Origin of the sequence: Bartonella sp. TS25HLJMH, assembly GCF_042193505.1 — a bacterium.
In the GTDB taxonomy this organism is placed as follows: domain Bacteria; phylum Pseudomonadota; class Alphaproteobacteria; order Rhizobiales; family Rhizobiaceae; genus Bartonella; species Bartonella grahamii.
The window spans coordinates 111,681-128,436 of record NZ_JBHILV010000001.1 but is presented as its reverse complement, the minus strand read 5'-3'; the positions used below and the strand labels follow the sequence as shown (position 1 = coordinate 128,436).

The following is a 16,756-nucleotide window of genomic DNA, read 5'->3' as shown; positions in this document are numbered from 1 at the left end:
CATGTGTAGACCCAAAACTGGTAGAGTGAAAGAAATTACCTCTCTTAGCAACCCCATCATAAAAGATCTTAAAGCACTTAGCCAAAAGAAAAACCGTAATAGAGAAGGCCTTTTCATGGCAGAAGGATTGAAATTGGTCATTGATGCTCTCAATCTCGGCTGGACAATACAGACGCTTATTTTTTCTAAAAGTAAAATCGGTAATACTGCTATCGAAAATACTGCCGCACGTGCTGTAGCCAACGGTGGTTTTGTTATTAAAGCCTCACAAAAAGTTATGGAATCACTTACCAGACGCGATAATCCACAAACAGTTATTGGTATTTTCAAGCAAAAATGGCACTCTCTTGAAATGATAAAAGAACAGATTAAAGATGTTTACATCGCGCTTGATCGTGTACGTGATCCTGGAAATCTTGGTACCATTATTCGAACTGCTGATGCTGTAGGTGCTAAAGGTGTTATTTTAATTGGCGAAACAACAGACCCTTTCTCGCCTGAAACGGTCCGTGCAACCATGGGATCTATTTTCTCTGTACCACTTTATCGTCTTGATGAAAGCGCCTTTTTAAACTGGTCTGCTCACTTTAAAGGTATGATCGTTGGAACACATCTCAAAGGATCTCTGGATTATCGCACTCTTGATTTCAAAAATGGCCCTATTATCCTTTTAATGGGAAATGAAAAACAGGGATTATCAGATCTTCTTACAAATCGGTGCGATAAACTTGCGCGTATTCCACAAAGCGGACGTGCAGACTCGCTTAATCTAGCTGTAGCAACAGCTGTTATGCTTTATGAAATCCGTCGCCCCTATTTAATACTGGAACCATGTGAGGAAAAACATGATGCGTAAATCACTCCCTTTTCTTCTCTTGGGCTTGGCTTTTACAGTAGTACTTGATCAAGCTGTCAAATACTGGGTTATGCACAATATGCCTTTAGGAACAGAAATTTCGCTTATTCCTTTTCTTTCCCTTTATCATGTGCGTAATTCTGGCATTGCATTTTCGTTTTTTTCTTCCTTTTCTCACTGGGGAATCATCGCCATCACAATCATTGTGATTATCTTCCTTCTATGGCTATGGAAAAATACTGAATATAATAAGTCTTTAATGCGCATTGGCCTTATTCTTATTATTGGGGGAGCCGTGGGCAATCTCATTGATCGTATTCGCTTTCATCATGTCACTGATTATATACTCTTTCATATTGGTGATATTTTTTATTTTGCTATTTTCAACCTTGCAGATAGTTTTATCACTCTCGGTGTTATTGCCATCCTTATTGAAGAATTGCGCACTTGGATGAAAGCAAAACGTCATTCTAACAGTACATCTTCTCATTGATATGCTCATTTTCTTAGAAAACAGAGATTATTAACCATCATAATCCTGATTATATATTGATTTTTCTTGGATAATTCTTGCAGCTAATTGTTTCTCGTGTTTCTTTTCATAAAATTATAAAATCTTATTTTTCAACTTTACACTTCTACACTTGGTCAATGCAAAAGAAATGAACTCAAATAGAGAGAAAATATTTTACAGCATTTAAAGTTCTATTATTTGCTTTTCGTATATTTTTTAGTTTTTACAGGTATTGTTTTTTTACAGAGCCTTTCTTAAGCGCTTCGTTAAAAAACTCTCCTTTTTTATTTTGTATATTGTTTAATAAAAAACATTTTTTCAACTATTTTCAATGGTGTCTTGTTAAATCAACCTATTGATTATAAATATAAATTACCGTTTTTCATATTGAATAAAAGCCCTTAATAGCCTAAATCTCTTTTATTTGGAATCTGTTCATGTTGAATCCATCAAAAGCATGTCTCTTGCAAGACACAAGCAAATCAATAATCTTAATTGATTTAATATAAACAGATTTGCAACCAGAGAATCTTACGATATTCGGAATATCATTTAGCATACAAAAAGATATTTTATCATTATATATCAATGTGTTAAAATCAAATTCAATAGTTCTTCTAACTGTGCAAAACAGGTACAATATTGAAGGTTGAAAAATAGTGTTATGAGATAGTTGCCGCTCTTCTCACAAACGCAAAAATAGTGGATATTTTATAAAGGATTGTATTACATAGTTTCTGTGAATAATAAATTTTTTTAGTTTAGTCTTTTTATCTTGTAAAAATATGGCGAAAAATGGAAATATTTTTTATTAAAATGAACCATTTCCTTACCAATTTGTAAGGTTCCTTCTTCATATAAATCTCTTGTAATTTTTAAATAAATCTCCATAATAAGAGCAAATATGCTGGAATTCTGTCAGTGATTCTTAAGGGTTTTTGTATTTGCCCAATTAAGGCTTATGCCAAGCTTATCTGTGTAATGACAGAGACACTTTTAGAGCCCTATATCTGACGGGACATATGCTAAAGGATTTTATATTATGGCTAATTTTAAAAATTTACGTTCGGCACCTACTTCTCATGCCGATGCATCAATTGATCAGGGATTGCGCGACTATATGTTGGGTGTCTATAATACAATGGCCATTGGTTTGCTTATTACAGCTGCTGCTGCTTATGTAATTGTATCATTAGCAACGACAACAGATATGAGCCAAGCAGCAGCTCAAATCAATAGCAGTGTTTATTTAACATCATTTGGAGTAACATTTTATACATCGCCATTCTCTTACATTGTTATGTTTGCACCACTCATAGCGGTTTTATTCCTCAGTTTCAAAATTAATACATTGAGCACAAATGCTGCTCGTAGCCTCTTTTTTGGTTATGCTGCTCTGGTTGGTCTTTCACTGTCTTCTATCGTTTTGCGCTATACGACAGAAAGTGTTGTGCAAACCTTTGTCATTTCCGCCGCAACTTTTGGAGCTCTTTCACTTTATGGATACACAACAAAGCGTGATCTCACAGCAATCGGTTCATTCCTATTCATCGGATTGATCGGCTTGTTGCTTTCCATGATTGTGAACATTTTTCTTGGATCAAGCGCTTTGCAATTTGCTATCTCTGTAATTGGTGTTTTTATCTTTGCTGGTTTAACAGCCTACGATACCCAAAGCATTAAGTTGATGTATTATGAAGGAGATGAAAGCGACACTAGAGGACGTAAAGTTATTATGGGCGCGTTGAATCTTTATCTTGATTTCATCAATATGTTTGTCTTCTTGCTACAATTTCTTGGCTCAAACCGTGATTGATTGCAAAAATCATAACTTAATTAAAGAACCTTGTTTCTAAAAGAGACAAGGTTTTTTTGTTTTTAGTGTAAGTCTTTACCCTTTGCCTCTTAGGGACTATTCTTTTCGCAAAATGACAAAAATACCTTATAAGCAAAAATTCCCTTGGTTTACCGGTTTTATCCAACAAAAACTCCATAGCTCTCTTTTAAATGCAATTCACAGCCGTTCTCATCATCAATCAAACATCATCAATCAAAATAGTAATTATGATCTGACCGTTGCTTCCTATAATGTGCATAAATGTGTAGGTGTTGATAAAATTTTTAATCCTACAAGAATTGTCCGTGTTATTACTGAATTACAAGTCGATATCCTTGCTCTTCAAGAAGCAGATAGACGTTTTGGAGAACGCATCGGTTTGATTAATCTTCAGCTATTAAAAGCTGAAACCGGTTTGATTCCTGTACCTCTTAATACTATGTCACCTCATGGACACGGTTGGCATGGGAATGCTCTTTTTTTGCGAAAGGGATATGTACGTGATACTTTACAAGTCACTCTGCCTAGTATTGAACCACGTGGGGCTGTAATTGTAGAGTTGGAAATGGCAGCAGGCCCTATCCGTATTATTGCGGCTCATTTTGGCTTATTACGTTACTCTCGTAAACAACAAACAAAAATGCTCCTTGAAATTTTCCAAAAACGCTCCCTTATGCCTACACTCCTCATAGGAGATTTTAATGAATGGCGGATGGGAAAAGGCTCATCTTTAAATCATTTTTCTCCCTATTTTGATAGCACTTTTGAAGCTGTACCAAGTTTTCCCTCTCGTTTTCCTTTTTTAGCCCTTGATAGAGTTTTTTCTTTTCCCCACCAATTGGTAACAAGTATTGAAAATCATCATTCACCGCTTGCACGCATTGCTTCAGATCATTTGCCTATCAAAGCCTATCTTAATCTTTCCAACGCAATCAACATTCTTAAAAACAAATAAAAAAATTAATGTGCCTCATCCCAATTTTGAGCCGTCATGACTTTTACTTCAAGCGGTACAGATAAAGATAAAATCGGCATTGTAGCATTTTCCATAACATTTTTAACAACAGCCATGGTTTTTTTACTCTCTTCCTCTGGTACTTCAAAAATCAGTTCATCATGCACTTGCAGCAACATTTTTGCTGATAGTTTTTCTTCTTTTAAAGCATCTTCCATCTGTATCATAGCGCGGCGAATAATATCAGCCGCAGAACCTTGAATTGGAGCATTGATAGCTGCTCGCTCATTAAGAGAACGAATTTTTACATTCTTTGCTTTTATTTCTGGATAATGGATACGACGTCCAAAAATTGTTTCCACATAACCATTTTCACGTGCAAAGATTTTGGTCTTCTCCATATAATCTTTAATTCCTGGAAATCTTTCAAAATACAGTTGAATATAACGACCCGCTTCTTGGCGTGAAATTCCCAATTGATTGGCTAATCCAAAAGCTGAAATACCATAAATAATACCAAAATTAATCGCTTTTGCACGCCGTCGTATATCTGAATGCATTCCTTCTATCGCAACACCAAACATTTGTGATGCCGTTATAGCGTGAATATCATGCCCTTTAGCAAAAGCTTCTTTTAATGCTTTTATATCCGCAATATGTGCAAGAATGCGCAACTCAATCTGACTATAATCAGCAGAAAGTAACACATGTCCTTTGGGAGCAATAAAAGCTGTTCGAATTTTACGTCCTTCAGCAGTCCGCACTGGAATATTTTGCAAATTTGGCTCTGATGATGATAACCGTCCTGTTGATGTTATTGCCAAAGAATAATTCGTGTGAACTCGCCCTGTTTTTGAAAAAATATAAGAAGGCAAGGCATCTGTATAGGTAGATTTTAGCTTTGCAAGTTGACGCCACTCAATAATTTTACGCGGTAAAACATGACCTTCAGCAGCCAACTCTTCTAAGGTCTGTACAGAAGTTGACCATTGTCCACTCTTAGTTTTAGCGCCTCCAGGTAATCCCATTTTTCCAAAAAGGATATCCCCTAATTGCTTTGGCGAAGCAAGATTAAACTTTTCATCAGCTTGTTTGTAAATTTCCTCTTCTAAAATCAAAGCAGCTTGTGCCAATTCTCCTGAAAGACGCAATAAAATCTGCCGATCAATAAGAATCCCACGTTCTTCCATTCTTGCAAGAACTTCTACAAGGGGTCGATCAAGACGTTCATAAATTTTTGTCATTCCACGAGCAACAAGTTGCGGTTTTAATACTTGCCAAAGGCGTATCGTTATATCAGCAAATTCCGCCGCATAAAGGGTTGCTTGTTTTAAATCTACTTGTGAAAAAGAAGTAAATTTTTTTCCGTTATGCGTTAAATCTTTATAGGAAATTGGTTTATGCCCAAGCCAACGTTCAGACAAATCATCCATATTATGGGTTAACGTTCCAGCATCAAAAGCATATGATAAAAGCATGGTATCATCAAAAGAGCTTATAATAATGTCGTATTGCTTTATCACCAACCAATCATATTTTATATTCTGACCAATTTTTAACACCGATGAATCTTCTAATATCGGTTTTAAAAGTGCTAAAGCTTTTCGGGTATCAATCTGCGAGGCAATGCGCCCGCCCCTCAAAAGGTCCTCTTCTCCTTCATAAAAATGTTCAAGAGGTATATAAGCTGCTTTTTCTGGCTGTAATGCGAGTGAAAAGCCAACAAGCTTTGCTTGCATCGGATTAAGAGATGTTGTTTCAGTATTAAAAGCGAAAAAACCCTGCTCTTGTGCTTGTGATAACCAATCTTTTAAAATTTCCTCATCAAGAATTGTTGTATAAGCGTCTCTTGTAATTTTTTGAGTCAGCGCTTGATCTTTACGTTTTTGCGCAAAAACTTGTGGAGAATTTTCAAAAAAATTATGAAGAGATGCGCGCTCAGTATTCTTGATATTAGAATCATGCCCATGGCTCAGTTTTTCCCATTCAACATCTATATCAAGTGCATCAATAACAGCTGCATTGCATGACGTTGCCTCTGCCACGCGACGTGTTAATGTTGAAAATTCCATCGCTTTCAAAAAAGCAATTAAACGTGGACCATCTTGTGGCTCCAAAATAAAATCATCTAAATCATTATCTATAGGAACATCTGTTTTAAGCCTAACAAGTTCACGAGAAATTTTAACTTGTTCTCTATAAGCTTGAATGTTTTCACGTCGTTTTTTTTGTTTAATTTCTGTTACGTTTTGCAACAAAAGATCAAGAGAATCAAACTGATCTAACAACTGAGCTGCAGTTTTTGGACCAATGCCTGGAATACCCGGTACATTATCCGTTGAATCTCCAATTAATGCTTGTAAATCAATCATTTTTTCAGGTGCAACACCCCATTTTTCTATAACTTCTGAGATACCTATATGCTTGTCTTTCATTCCGTCATACAAAGATACATGCGTATTTACGAGTTGCATAAGATCCTTATCAGAAGAAATAATGGTTGTTTTTGCCCCAACCTTTGTTGCCAATTTTGCATAGGTAGCAATCAAATCATCCGCTTCAAAGCCTTCCTTTTCAATACAAGGCAAATTAAAAGCCTTCGTTGCTTGGCGTATTAGCGCGAACTGAGGAATTAGATCTTCAGGAGGTTCAGCGCGATTCGCTTTATATTTAGGATAAATTTGTTTCCGAAAAGTATCAGATGAATAATCAAAAATAACAGCAAAATGTGTTGGAACAATACCAGTCGCTGTATTACGAGCATCACAAAGTAATTTCCATAACATATTGCAAAAACCAGCTACTGCTCCTACAGGAAGTCCATCCTTTTTACGTTTTAAAGGCGGCAAAGCATAATAAGCACGAAAAACATAGCCTGATCCGTCAACCAAAAAAAGATGATCTGTTGCTTTCATGACAATTTTATTTCTCCATTTCAGTTAAAAAAGCAAATTACCCTTATATATTTTTTTCACTTTGCCTCTAAAAAGCCATTTTTTCTTTTCATAATACATGAAGTCGTTGCACTTTATATTAAGTACCTAGAGCTTTTCTTTGCTGTTACAGGATTAATAGCTTTCATTTTGCTCCTCCTATGATAGCTGAGGTACGATGTAGCGACAGGGTCGTTGTGGTGTTCCCCTCCCCACAACGACCGTTTTTTTTGACATCTATATTCTTTGATTTAAATGGTGACTTTTTTAGAGAAAAGATGATGTTATTCATGAATTTTGAAGTTATTCCACAGAGCTTTTTCACCCATCTTGTTGATAAAATCAGCGTGCAACCTTTTTTCTTGCGTACTCAATCTTGAAGGTAAAGCCTGTGGGCGAATTTTAACTGCATAAAACGTATCTTTACCATTCTGGATATATTCATCAACACCCCTTCTATTATCAAAACCCAATACACCTTGCTTTCCACCGATCAGTTCAATATAAACATCGGCTAGAATCTCTGCATCAAGCAAAGCACCATGAAGAACACGATGGCTATTATCAATTCCAAAACGTTTGCATAAAATATCAAGAGAATTAGGACCCATAGGAAATTTACGCCGTGCCATAGCTAGCGTATCAAGAATATTATCAACACTGATGAGCGGTTTATTGACGCGTTTTAATTCTGCATTAATAAAACCAATATCAAAACTCGCATTATGCGCAACCATTGTCGCGCCTTTGATAAATTCCAAAAATTCATCAACAATATCACTAAAACTTTTCTCGTTTTTTAGGCGTTCATTAGTTAATCCGTGAATTGCTACAACTTCATCAGGAATAATAACGCCTTCAGGGTTTAAATAAACATGAAATTGGCGCCCCGTAAGATAACGATCAACCATTTCTACACAACCAATTTCGATTATGCGATCTTTTTCTTTATCTAAACCTGTTGTTTCTGTATCAAAAATAATTTCCCGCATGACTTCAATTCTTTAATTTTTTTATCACATCAAAAACCTGTTGACGTGTATTCTCTAAATCTTTCCCTGTATAAATAATAAAATCAGCACGTTCTCGTTTTTTTTCATCCGGCATTTGTTGAGCATTGATAAAGATAAATTTTTTTTCATTCATACCTTTGCGAATCATTACACGTTCTTTTTGTATTTCTGGTGGGGCAGAAACAACAATAACGCTATCCACACGACTTTCACCATTTTTTTCAAATAGAAGTGGAATATCAAGAATAACTAATTTTTTCCCTTGTTCACGGGCTATATTAATAAATTCCCTTTCTTTTTCTTGCACCAAAGGATGAATTATTTTTTCTAATGTTTGTAATTTTTCCTTATCATCAATCAAAATTTTAGAAAGTTTCAAACGGTTAACTTCACCGTTTTCAACAACACCTGGAAAAATACGCTCTATGAATGACAAAGCTGGCTCACTTTTATAAAGCTGTTGTACTGCTTCATCAGCACTAAAAACAGAAATACCCGCTTGCTTGAAAAAATCAGCAACTGTTGATTTTCCCATAGCAATTGATCCTGTTAATCCTATGATCTTCATTCTATTTTTTCACTCATATCCTCTAAAATGGCTGTTCGTAACGCTTTTGTTACCTGTGGTCTTATTCCAAACCACTGTTCAAACCCTATAACAGCCTGATGTAGAAGCATCCCAAGCCCATCAACCGTCTTGAGATCACAAGCCTTTGCCTGTTGTAAAAAAGGAGTTATCAAAGGTGTATAAATAATATCTGTTACTAACGCCGTTTTTTTTGCTTTATGAAAATCACAAAAAAAAGAATCACTTTTTTCTTCTGGATTTTTTATACCAATAGAGGTTGTATTAACAATCAAATCAGCTTGATGGAGTATTTCATGGATTTTATGCCAATCGTAAACTTTAATGGTTTTTCCAAAATGCTTAGCTAAATTATCGGCGCGTTGTTTTGTACGGTTAACCAAATAAATCTGTTCAAATCCGCGTTTTTTTAAGGCATATATGATAGCGCGTGCGGCACCACCTGCTCCAAAAACAAGAGCTGTTTCCCCTCCCCAATCAGATGCAAAATCATCAAGATTAGCGCTAAAACCATAGGCATCGCTATTCGTGGCACAAAGCTTATTTCCTTCATACCAAAGTGTATTAACAGCACCAATCATTGTTGCTCTCTCATCTTTATAATCTGCTAAACGAAAAGCTTCCTGTTTGTAAGGCAAAGTAACATTTCCTCCACAAAAGCCTATTTTTTGTAAAGACGCAATAAAATGACTGAATTCTTCAGATGTTACTTCTTGTGCAAGATATTCTCCTTGTAAACCATATTGTTTAAGCCAAAAATTGTGAATTTTGGGCGATTTTGAATGATGAATTGGAGAACCAACAACAAAAGCGCGCGGATAATTTATTTTTTTTATTGTTAAGTCAACCATCAATAATTCCTAAATGACGCAGTTTTATGAGTAGAGGCAGCAAAGGTAAACCAACAATGGTAAAAAAATCTCCTTCAATTTTTTCAAAGAGATGAATCCCTTCCCCTTCAATTTGATATACTCCCACGCTATTTAGAACTTCTTTTCCTACGCGTGCTAAATAATGTTCAATAAATTCTGATGAAAGCAAACGGACGGACATATGTGCACTAAAAGCTTCAACCCAAATTTTTTGACCATTTTTAAATAAAGCTACCGCACTATGAAGAGAATGGGTTTTTCCTGATAACTCACATAAACGTTGATGTGCTTCCTTAATATTTGTTGCTTTGTGAAAAACTTTACCTTCCAAATCAAGCACTTGATCACAACCAATAACGAAAGCATCAGGAAAACGATCTGAAACATTTTTTGCTTTTGCACCCGCAAGAAAACAGCTGAGTTCTTTAGGTGTTTTTTCTTTTGCTTTTTTTTCTACTTCTCTTTCATCAAAAGAAGCTCCTTCAATGAAAAAATTTAAACCTGCTTTTTTTAATAATTTTGCACGATAAAAACTAAGAGATGCTAATATTAACGTATCTGCGTTCATGATAATTTTCTCTCATTTTCCTTCACGAAATCGTGATAAAAGTTCAAATATTGCAGCAGCAGTTTCTTCAATAGAGCGTCTTGTGACATCAATAATAGGCCAACCAAAACGTTCGCAAATGCGTTTTGCATAGATTAATTCTTCAGCTATGTTGATACGATTTGTATAACTATCAAGAGCAAAACCTTCTCCCAAATCTCGATTTTGACGAATATGTGAGATTCTTTCAGCTGAAGCAATTAAACCAATAATTAAAGAATTTTTTGCCTCTAAAAGGGATTCTGGCAAATCAATATTAGGAATAAGAGGAACATTAGCCGTTTTTATTCCGCGATTTGCTAAATAGATACTTGTTGGCGTTTTAGAGGTTCTTGAAATTCCAACAAGGATTACATCTGCTTCGGATAAGCTACTGGAAGACTGTCCATCATCATGTTCTATTGTAAAATCCAGTGCTTCAATACGGCGAAAATAATCTGCATTAAGATCATGTTGTGCGCTCGCACGTAAATGTGTTGGCATTCCAAGGTAAGACTGAAAAGCATTTAAAACAGGATGCAATATATCAATACAAGGAACTTTTATTTTTTTACACCTTTTTTGAAGGAGAAGTTTAAATTCTTCATCAATCATTGTGTAAAGAACAATACCTGGCTCTTGTTGTATTTCATCAAGAGCTTTTTGTAACTGTATTTTATTACGAATCATAGGGTAGATATGCTCTGTTGCCTGACTCATTGTATACTGCGATGCTACAGCTCTTCCAACAGAGATTAATGTTTCTCCCGTTGCATCAGAAAGCATGTGTAAATGAAAGAATTTTTTTTCTTTTGTCACAGAAATTTTAACTCCTTGTTAAGATATGTGTATATATCTTTACCGTTTTTTATAAAACTAAAATTTAGGAAAAATTATTCGTTTTTATACACAAATTAAATGCTTATGATAATTTTATACCTCTTATAAAAAAGAGGGGATAATATCTTTAAGATAGTGTTATTTTTATTCTTTTTTTTAGTCCCTTTTGTGGATAAAATTGAGGATAAATAATAATCCACACTAAACACAGTTATAAATAAGAAGAATCCCTTCTTTAATATAAATTTATTAATATAAATTTCTGTAAAAAATACTTTTGAATAGCATTTAATTAATGCTATAACTCTAACTCATATTTTTGTTATAAAATAAATTAAACACTATTTGTATTTTTATATTTTTTCAAGTTTTTCATATAATTACTTAATATTACAGGGATAAATTTCATATAAATGGTACTTGCAGATTAAAAAAATTGAGTGTAAAATATTTTTCTTCTTAAGAATATTTCATTCATAAATTTCCATAAATTATTTAAGATAATCTTCTCCTTAATTACAAAGAGCATATTTCATGCAAAAAATGAAACTACAAGAACTTAAAAGCAAAAATCCCGTTGAACTTGTTTCTTTTGCTGAAACATTAGAAGTTGAAAATGCCTCTCTTATGCGCAAACAAGAATTAATGTTTGCCATCTTGAAAAAACTTGCTCTACAAGATGTAGAAATTATAGGAGAGGGTGTTGTTGAAGTTTTACAAGACGGATTTGGTTTTTTAAGATCTGCTGACGCTAATTATCTTCCTGGTCCTGATGATATTTATCTTTCACCAGCACAAATACAGTCATTTTCTTTAAAAACAGGCGATACCATTGAAGGTCCTATACGCAGTCCAAAAGAGGGAGAACGTTATTTTGCTCTCCTTAAAATTAATACAATTAATTTCGAAAAACCTGAAAAGATTCGTTATAAAATTCACTTTGATAATCTTACACCTCTTTATTCAAATGAGCGTTTCCAAATGGAAATACAAGATCCTACAGAGAAAGATATGTCATCACGCGTGATTGATTTGATATCTCCATTGGGAAAAGGACAAAGAGGGTTAATTGTCGCTCCTCCTCGGACAGGAAAAACAGTTTTACTTCAAAATATTGCTCATTCTATTACTACTAATCATCCTGAATGTTATCTTATTGTTCTTTTAATTGATGAACGACCAGAAGAAGTTACAGATATGCAGCGTTCAGTAAAAGGAGAAGTGGTTTCTTCTACTTTTGATGAACCTGCAATACGTCACGTACAAGTGGCAGAAATGGTCATTGAAAAAGCCAAACGCCTCGTTGAATATGGACGCGATGTTGTTATTCTTCTTGATTCTATTACACGTCTTGGGCGTGCATATAATACAGTTGTTCCTTCTTCGGGTAAAGTTTTAACAGGTGGTGTGGATGCAAATGCTCTCCAGCGTCCAAAACGTTTTTTTGGTGCAGCACGTAATATTGAAGAAGGTGGATCTTTAACCATTATTGCAACGGCTTTGATTGATACAGGAAGTCGTATGGATGAGGTTATTTTTGAAGAATTTAAAGGAACAGGTAATTCGGAAATTGTTCTTGATCGAAAAGTTGCTGATAAGCGTATTTTCCCTGCTATGGATATTTTAAAGTCAGGAACGCGTAAGGAAGAACTTCTAGTAGAACGACAAGATTTGCACAAAATTTTTGTTCTTCGTCGTATTTTAGCATCTATGAATGTAACAGATGCAATTGAATTTTTGATTGATAAATTAAAGCAAACAAAAAACAATAGTGAATTTTTTGATTCAATGAATACGTAGAGTCATTAAAGTTTTTATTAGGATAAAACCTGTGGATACAATCTTTGCTGTTTCGAGTGGATTGTTACCTTCAGGGGTTGCAGTCATTCGGCTTTCTGGTCCCCATGTTGTGGATATAGTTAAAACGCTTTGTGGTCGTTTACCTAAAGCACGTTTTATGCATTATGGAAATCTTACTGCTCGTGATGGGAGCTTTTTAGATTCTGGTTTAACTGTTTTTTTTCCTGCTCCTCATAGTTTTACGGGGGAAGATTGTGCAGAATTCCATTTACATGGAGGAAAAGCCGTTGTTAGTCGTTTTCTCGATGAATTGTCGACATTTTCTGGATGCCGTATTGCAGAAGCAGGTGAATTTTCACGTCGTGCTTTTATAGAAGGAAAATTAGATCTTGTTCAAGCAGAAGGTCTTGCTGATTTAATAGAAGCAGAAACGGAAAGCCAACGGCGTTTAGCTGTTATGGGTACAAGTGGACATTTAACGACACTTTATCGTGATTGGCGTCATAAGCTTATGAAGGCGCGTGCTTTTATTGAGGCAGAACTTGATTTTGTTGATGAAGCAGATATTCCCAACGCAATATCTGATAAAGTTTGGAAAGATGTTGAGGATCTTTGTACTTCTATTCGTGAATATATTACTGAAGGAGAGCGTGCTAGTATTTTACGTGATGGATTAAAAATTGTTATTGCTGGTGCTCCAAATTCTGGAAAATCAAGCATTATGAATCGTCTTTCAGGAAGATCTGTTGCTATTGTAACGGAAGAAGCAGGAACAACCCGTGATGCTTTAGAAATGAGAATTATTCTTGGTGGTTTACCTATTTTTTTAACGGATACTGCTGGTTTTAGAAAAACAGAAAATAAAATAGAACAAATGGGAATAGAAGTTGCTAAACAGCATGTTAGGGAAGCTGATTTAGTTATTTTGGTTTATGATATAGGAAATCCTAAGCAAGTTGATTTACCAGAAACATCGGCTGAAATATGGTGTGTTGGCAATAAGCTTGATCTTTATGAAAAAAATGATCAGCATTGGTCTATACAATTTTCCGCATTAACTGGTTTAAATTTTGATTATTTTATAAAAGAACTTGAATCATTTTGTTATCATCGTGCTTCTGAAATTGGAAATATTGTTCCGGCGCGTAAAAGACAACTTCAATTATTAAAGGAGGCTGTTAAAGAGATTGAATATTCTCTTAATTATAATTCTCTTGATCTCAGTTTACGTGCAGAACATCTCCGTTGTGCAAGTGATTTTCTTGGAAAAATTACAGGAGATATTGATGTTGAAGATTTGCTTGATATTATTTTTTCAGAGTTTTGTGTTGGTAAATAATGATTCACGTGAAACATTGATTATTTCATAGACAGATTATAAAGATTATGTAATTTATATTCTGTTTCACGTGAAACCTTAGAATATTTTCTACGGAATGAATAAAATGCAATCATATGATGTTGTTATTGTTGGTGGTGGTCATGCTGGCTGTGAAGCGGCTTCAGCTTCAGCGCGTGTAAGAGCCAAAACAGCGCTTGTTACACATAAAATATCAGCACTGGGAACAATGTCGTGTAATCCTGCTATTGGTGGACTTGGAAAAGGGCATCTAGTTCGTGAAATAGATGCGTTAGATGGTCTCATGGGAAGAGCAGCAGATGCAGCTGGAATTCAGTTTAGACTACTTAATAGACGTAAAGGACCGGCAGTAAGAGGACCACGGACACAGGCGGATAGACAACTTTATAAAAAAGCAATTCAAAAATTATTAAAAGAACAAGAAAATCTTACTCTTATTGAGGATGAAGTTATTGATCTGGTTGTTAAAGATAATTGTGTATCAGGTGTTATTTTAAAAAAACAAGGAACAATTTTATCTGGTGCTGTTGTTTTAACAACAGGGACATTTTTAAATGGCTTTATTCATATTGGTGATAAAAAATGGGCTGCTGGACGTATGGGAGATCAGTCAAGTGTGCAACTTGCTAAACGTTTAAAAAATTATCATATAAAACTTGGTCGATTAAAAACGGGAACCCCTGCTCGTTTGAGTAAAAAAACGATTGCTTGGGATCATCTTCTAAAACAACAAGCAGATGAAAACCCCATTCCCTTTTCTCTTTTAACAGAGAAAATTGAACAACCACAAATTGAATGTGCAATAACACGTACAAATGAGAGAACACATCAAATTATTCGCGAAAATATTTATCGTTCTGCTTTATATTCTGGAAATATTGAAGGGTTAGGACCACGTTATTGTCCTTCTGTTGAAGATAAAATTGTGAAATTTGGAGAACGTGATGGACATCAGATCTTTCTAGAACCAGAAGGATTAAATGATGATACTGTTTATCCAAATGGTCTTTCTACTTCTCTTCCTGAAGATGTACAAATTTCTCTATTGAAAACCATTGAAGGGTTGGAAAATGCTATAGTTTTGCAACCTGGTTATGCTATTGAATATGATTTTGTTAATCCACAACAATTAAAGAGAAGCTTAGAATTACGTTCTTTACCTGGTTTGTTCTTAGCAGGCCAAATTAATGGTACAACAGGATATGAGGAAGCAGCAGCACAAGGACTTTTAGCTGGATTAAATGCGGCACGTAAAGTAGGTAAATTAGATGAAATACTTATAAGTCGTTCTACCGCTTATATTGGTGTTATGGTTGATGATTTGGTTTCACGTGGTGTTTGTGAACCTTATAGGATGTTTACATCACGTGCTGAATTTCGTTTATCTTTACGATCTGATAATGCTGATACGCGTTTAACACCTTTGGCACAAAAATGGGGTATTGTGAGTGAAATACGTTGGGAATGTTATCAGAAAAAACAAGAACGCCTTGATCAAGCACGATCAATATGTCAAAATCTTTTTTTAACACCCAATGAAGCTTCTGCTCATGGATTACACGTTAATCATGATGGAATTCGGCGTTCTGCTTATGATTTTCTTGCATATCCTCATATGACTTTAGAGCGTCTTTCAGATTTTTGGCCACAATTACAAACGATTGATTCTAAAACAGCAGAATCTTTAGAAATTGAAGCACAATATGCGGTTTATTTAGATAAACAAGCACAAGATATTGCCTCTCTTCAAAGAGATGAGCGTTTAGAAATTCCTTCTTCTCTTGATATTCAGGCAATTTCAGGTCTTTCAAATGAACTTAAATCAAAAATTCAAGAAGTGTCGCCGCGTTCAATTGCTGATGCACAAAAAATTGATGGCATGACACCCGCCGCGTTATCGCTTATTATTACATATATTCAACGTCAACGACGTGAAAAGGCTAAAACAGCTTAATGGATTTTTCTACAGAAAAAAAATATCAACAATTATTAAATATTGTTCCTTCTGTTTCACGTGAAACGATGGAAAATTTAATACAGTTTGAGTCTTTAATACTTCAATGGAATGCACATATTAATTTGATATCTTCTACAACAATACCAGATCTATGGACACGGCATATTCTAGATTCAGCACAAATTTTTCCTTTGTATGCTCATTCTTTACATTGGTGTGATTTAGGATCAGGAGGAGGTTTTCCTGCAATTGTGATTGCTATCTTTTTGAAAGAAAAAAAAGTAGGACATATTAATCTTGTTGAAAGTAATGGGAAAAAAGTTTCTTTTTTGCGAACAGTTATTGCTCAACTTAATCTTCCAGCAACAGTTTATCACGCTAGAATTGAAGATGTATATCAAAAAATTCCCATATCTGATATTATAACGGCACGCGGATTAGCACCGCTCAATACTCTTTTACAGCTTATTTTTCCTTTATTAACAGAAAAAACAATAGCTCTTTTGCAAAAAGGTCGGGATTACGCTACAGAAATAAAAAATGCCTCTGCCAATTGGCACTTTGATCTGTTAAAACATAAAAGTAAAGTTGATGAAAATTCTGTTATTTTGGAAATTTCTCATATTCGATCATATAGAGGGTAGAGC

The 16,756-nt window shown here is 34.8% G+C and carries 14 protein-coding genes; 8 read left to right on the top strand and 6 right to left on the bottom strand.

Features of this window, described 5'->3' with window-relative positions:
- The first annotated feature begins 1 nt into the window (after nucleotide 1).
- The 4 genes from ACFINF_RS00555 to ACFINF_RS00540 all read left to right on the top strand — a co-directional run bounded on the left by ACFINF_RS00555 (nucleotide 2) and on the right by ACFINF_RS00540 (nucleotide 4,162).
- Nucleotides 2–856 carry a TrmH family RNA methyltransferase gene (locus tag ACFINF_RS00555; protein ID WP_375619197.1) on the top strand — a complete coding sequence of 285 codons (855 nt, stop codon included), beginning with the start codon at nucleotides 2–4 and terminating at the stop codon, nucleotides 854–856.
- Nucleotides 846–1,349: a signal peptidase II gene (gene lspA, locus ACFINF_RS00550; protein WP_375619196.1), complete on the top strand. Its 504-nt coding sequence runs from the start codon at nucleotides 846–848 to the stop codon at nucleotides 1,347–1,349. Before ACFINF_RS00555 ends, lspA begins: the two co-directional genes overlap by 11 nt.
- 1,063 nt (nucleotides 1,350–2,412) lie before the next feature.
- A complete protein-coding gene (locus ACFINF_RS00545) occupies nucleotides 2,413–3,186 on the top strand; it encodes a Bax inhibitor-1/YccA family protein (RefSeq protein WP_375619195.1) in 774 nt (257 codons plus the stop codon).
- A 112-nt stretch (nucleotides 3,187–3,298) separates the two neighbouring features.
- Nucleotides 3,299–4,162 (top strand): endonuclease/exonuclease/phosphatase family protein, encoded by an 864-nt coding sequence (locus tag ACFINF_RS00540; protein WP_375619194.1) that lies wholly within the window; start codon nucleotides 3,299–3,301, stop codon nucleotides 4,160–4,162.
- Between the two features lie 5 nt (nucleotides 4,163–4,167).
- Here ACFINF_RS00540 and polA read toward each other — a convergent pair whose 3' ends face one another.
- The 6 genes from polA to ACFINF_RS00510 all read right to left on the bottom strand — a co-directional run bounded on the left by polA (nucleotide 4,168) and on the right by ACFINF_RS00510 (nucleotide 10,971).
- Nucleotides 4,168–7,077: a DNA polymerase I gene (gene polA, locus ACFINF_RS00535; RefSeq protein ID WP_375619193.1), complete on the bottom strand. Its 2,910-nt coding sequence runs from the start codon at nucleotides 7,075–7,077 to the stop codon at nucleotides 4,168–4,170.
- Between the two features lie 302 nt (nucleotides 7,078–7,379).
- Complete coding sequence (dnaQ, locus tag ACFINF_RS00530; RefSeq protein ID WP_375619192.1) at nucleotides 7,380–8,087, bottom strand: DNA polymerase III subunit epsilon; 708 nt, start codon at nucleotides 8,085–8,087, stop codon at nucleotides 7,380–7,382.
- A gap of 4 nt (nucleotides 8,088–8,091) precedes the next feature.
- Nucleotides 8,092–8,676 carry a dephospho-CoA kinase gene (gene coaE, locus ACFINF_RS00525; protein WP_375619191.1) on the bottom strand — a complete coding sequence of 195 codons (585 nt, stop codon included), beginning with the start codon at nucleotides 8,674–8,676 and terminating at the stop codon, nucleotides 8,092–8,094.
- On the bottom strand, nucleotides 8,673–9,545 hold the full coding sequence (locus ACFINF_RS00520) for a shikimate dehydrogenase (RefSeq protein WP_375619190.1): 873 nt from the start codon (nucleotides 9,543–9,545) through the stop codon (nucleotides 8,673–8,675). The genes coaE and ACFINF_RS00520 overlap by 4 nt, the downstream gene beginning before the upstream one ends.
- On the bottom strand, nucleotides 9,538–10,134 hold the full coding sequence (locus ACFINF_RS00515) for a Maf family nucleotide pyrophosphatase (protein WP_375619189.1): 597 nt from the start codon (nucleotides 10,132–10,134) through the stop codon (nucleotides 9,538–9,540). The genes ACFINF_RS00520 and ACFINF_RS00515 overlap by 8 nt, the downstream gene beginning before the upstream one ends.
- Nucleotides 10,135–10,146: 12 nt before the next feature.
- A complete protein-coding gene (locus ACFINF_RS00510) occupies nucleotides 10,147–10,971 on the bottom strand; it encodes a pyruvate, water dikinase regulatory protein (RefSeq protein ID WP_012754433.1) in 825 nt (274 codons plus the stop codon).
- 555 nt (nucleotides 10,972–11,526) lie between these two features.
- Here ACFINF_RS00510 and rho point away from each other — a divergent pair.
- The 4 genes from rho to rsmG all read left to right on the top strand — a co-directional run bounded on the left by rho (nucleotide 11,527) and on the right by rsmG (nucleotide 16,753).
- A complete protein-coding gene (gene rho / locus ACFINF_RS00505) occupies nucleotides 11,527–12,792 on the top strand; it encodes a transcription termination factor Rho (RefSeq protein ID WP_015857121.1) in 1,266 nt (421 codons plus the stop codon).
- 31 nt (nucleotides 12,793–12,823) lie between these two features.
- The gene (gene mnmE, locus ACFINF_RS00500; protein WP_375619188.1) at nucleotides 12,824–14,131 is read left to right on the top strand and encodes a tRNA uridine-5-carboxymethylaminomethyl(34) synthesis GTPase MnmE; all 1,308 of its coding nucleotides are present in this window, start codon (nucleotides 12,824–12,826) and stop codon (nucleotides 14,129–14,131) included.
- A gap of 106 nt (nucleotides 14,132–14,237) precedes the next feature.
- Complete coding sequence (gene mnmG / locus ACFINF_RS00495; RefSeq protein ID WP_375619187.1) at nucleotides 14,238–16,106, top strand: tRNA uridine-5-carboxymethylaminomethyl(34) synthesis enzyme MnmG; 1,869 nt, start codon at nucleotides 14,238–14,240, stop codon at nucleotides 16,104–16,106.
- Nucleotides 16,106–16,753, top strand: a complete 648-nt coding sequence (gene rsmG, locus ACFINF_RS00490; protein WP_375619186.1) for a 16S rRNA (guanine(527)-N(7))-methyltransferase RsmG — start codon at nucleotides 16,106–16,108, stop codon at nucleotides 16,751–16,753. The genes mnmG and rsmG overlap by 1 nt, the downstream gene beginning before the upstream one ends.
- Nucleotides 16,754–16,756 lie beyond the last annotated feature (3 nt).

What these genes read in the sequence shown, in the direction of transcription:
- ACFINF_RS00555 (WP_375619197.1), top strand. Translation starts at nt 2, where the DNA reads ATGTGTAGACCCAAAACTGGTAGAGTGAAAGAAATTACCTCTCTTAGC.
- polA (WP_375619193.1), bottom strand. Translation starts at nt 7,077, where the DNA reads ATGAAAGCAACAGATCATCTTTTTTTGGTTGACGGATCAGGCTATGTT.
- dnaQ (WP_375619192.1), bottom strand. Translation starts at nt 8,087, where the DNA reads ATGCGGGAAATTATTTTTGATACAGAAACAACAGGTTTAGATAAAGAA.
- ACFINF_RS00515 (WP_375619189.1), bottom strand. Translation starts at nt 10,134, where the DNA reads ATGAACGCAGATACGTTAATATTAGCATCTCTTAGTTTTTATCGTGCA.
- ACFINF_RS00520 (WP_375619190.1), bottom strand. Translation starts at nt 9,545, where the DNA reads ATGGTTGACTTAACAATAAAAAAAATAAATTATCCGCGCGCTTTTGTT.
- ACFINF_RS00540 (WP_375619194.1), top strand. Translation starts at nt 3,299, where the DNA reads ATGACAAAAATACCTTATAAGCAAAAATTCCCTTGGTTTACCGGTTTT.
- rsmG (WP_375619186.1), top strand. Translation starts at nt 16,106, where the DNA reads ATGGATTTTTCTACAGAAAAAAAATATCAACAATTATTAAATATTGTT.
- mnmG (WP_375619187.1), top strand. Translation starts at nt 14,238, where the DNA reads ATGCAATCATATGATGTTGTTATTGTTGGTGGTGGTCATGCTGGCTGT.
- coaE (WP_375619191.1), bottom strand. Translation starts at nt 8,676, where the DNA reads ATGAAGATCATAGGATTAACAGGATCAATTGCTATGGGAAAATCAACA.
- rho (WP_015857121.1), top strand. Translation starts at nt 11,527, where the DNA reads ATGCAAAAAATGAAACTACAAGAACTTAAAAGCAAAAATCCCGTTGAA.
- ACFINF_RS00545 (WP_375619195.1), top strand. Translation starts at nt 2,413, where the DNA reads ATGGCTAATTTTAAAAATTTACGTTCGGCACCTACTTCTCATGCCGAT.
- lspA (WP_375619196.1), top strand. Translation starts at nt 846, where the DNA reads ATGATGCGTAAATCACTCCCTTTTCTTCTCTTGGGCTTGGCTTTTACA.